Source organism: Brevibacterium picturae, from assembly GCF_030453725.1.
Lineage (GTDB): Bacteria > Actinomycetota > Actinomycetes > Actinomycetales > Brevibacteriaceae > Brevibacterium > Brevibacterium sandarakinum_A.
This window is the reverse complement of the sequence record NZ_JAKDJU010000340.1, coordinates 1-1,573: the sequence shown is the minus strand read 5'-3', so window position 1 is coordinate 1,573 and position 1,573 is coordinate 1. Positions and strand designations below refer to the sequence as shown.

2 protein-coding genes are annotated in these 1,573 nt (G+C 64.3%); one reads left to right on the top strand and one right to left on the bottom strand.

The features are described from left to right. Nucleotide 1 precedes the first annotated feature (1 nt). Nucleotides 2-499 (bottom strand): gluconokinase, encoded by a 498-nt coding sequence (locus tag L0G76_RS16180; RefSeq protein ID WP_304358147.1) that lies wholly within the window; start codon nt 497-499, stop codon nt 2-4. Nucleotides 500-651: 152 nt separating this feature from the next. On the opposite strand from L0G76_RS16180, the gene L0G76_RS16175 reads away from it, so the two are divergent. Next, nucleotides 652-1,573: NAD(P)-binding domain-containing protein (locus L0G76_RS16175; protein ID WP_304358146.1), on the top strand; the 922-nt coding region annotated here is incomplete at its 3' end.

Here is a 1,573-nt window from a genome sequence, read left to right as displayed (position 1 = left end):
TTCAGTCGCCATGGGGGAGGCGTTCGATGATGTACCGGCTCACCTCGTCGGGGGGCAGGTCGATGGGTGCGAGGAAATGCCCCTCCTCGACGGTGAGTGGTTCCAGCGTCTCGAGCTGGGAGTCGACAAGGGCCGGCGACATGAACTCGTGCGAGCGCCGCGCGAGGTAGTCGACGATGATCTTGCGGTCTCCGGTGAGATGGATGAAGAAGGTTGCCGGTGCCTGCGCCCTCAGGTAGTCCCGATAGCTGCGTCGCAGCGCGGAACAGGCGACGACGGGCGGCGGAGCTGCGGACAGCTCGTTGGCGACCGTCGTCAGCCACGGCCAGCGATCCTCATCGTCGAGGGGGACTCCCGCACGCATCTTCTCCTTGTTGTCCTGGTTGTGGAGATCATCGGCGTCGACGAACGGGGCTCCGAGTTCTGCAGCCACGCGACGGCCGATCAGGGTCTTCCCCGTGCCGGACACCCCCATGATGACAAGCGGGGGACGGTCCATTTCAATCGGCCTCTCGTAAAAATATGATGACATTGCTAAACTGCACTCATTAAATCAGATTTATAAGAAATTAAATGAGACGCGTGCAACTGTCAACAGGCGCGTGCAGCCGTCAGCCACACGGCTGGCAGCCACGAGGAAGAGGATTGGGTATGACCGCGGAAGTGGGCGTGATCGGCACCGGAGTGATGGGCTCGAACCTCGCGCGAAACCTCGCCCGGAATCTGGCTGGTCGGACGGGAGCGCGAGTCGCCGTCTACGACCGCGACGTCGACAGGGCTTCTGCTCTGGCAGCCGAACATCCCGAAGCGGAGTTCCTCGTCGCCTCATCGCCGGCGGATCTGGCCGACAAGCTCTCTGGCCCGCGAGTGGCGATCCTCATGGTCAATGCCGGCGCTGCCACGGACTCGGCGATCAACGATCTGGTCCAGGTGTTCGAACCCGGAGACATCATCGTCGACGGCGGAAACTCGCTCTTCACGGACACAATCGCTCGCGGTGGGACCGTGGGCCAGGCCGGCATCGAGTTCGTCGGGGTCGGCATCTCCGGGGGAGAGGTCGGTGCCCTCGAGGGACCGTCGATGATGGTCGGAGGCACGGCGTCCGCATGGTCGAGGCTGCGGCCGATCCTCGAACCCAGTGCCGCACGTGCCGAACCCAGCGATGGGCGAAGTGCACAGGCGGACCAGGAGTCGTGCATCGCTCATGTGGGCACCGACGGGGCCGGCCATTTCGTGAAGATGATCCACAACGGGATCGAATACGCCGACATGCAGCTCATCGCTGAGGCCTTCTGCCTGCTGAGGAGCAGGCTCGGGCTCACTCCGCCGGAGATCGCCGAGGTCTTCAGAGAGTGGAACCGAGGTGACCTGGAGTCCTATCTCATCGAGATCACCGCCGAGGTGCTCGACCACACCGATGCGGCCACGGGCGAACCGTTCGTCGACGTCATCGCCGATTCTGCCGGGGCCAAGGGAACGGGCGGTTGGACGGTCAAGACCGGGCTCGACCTGGGGGTGCCTGTCGCCACCATCGCCGAGGCGGTCTCGGCCAGGTCCCTGTCCGCGGCATCCG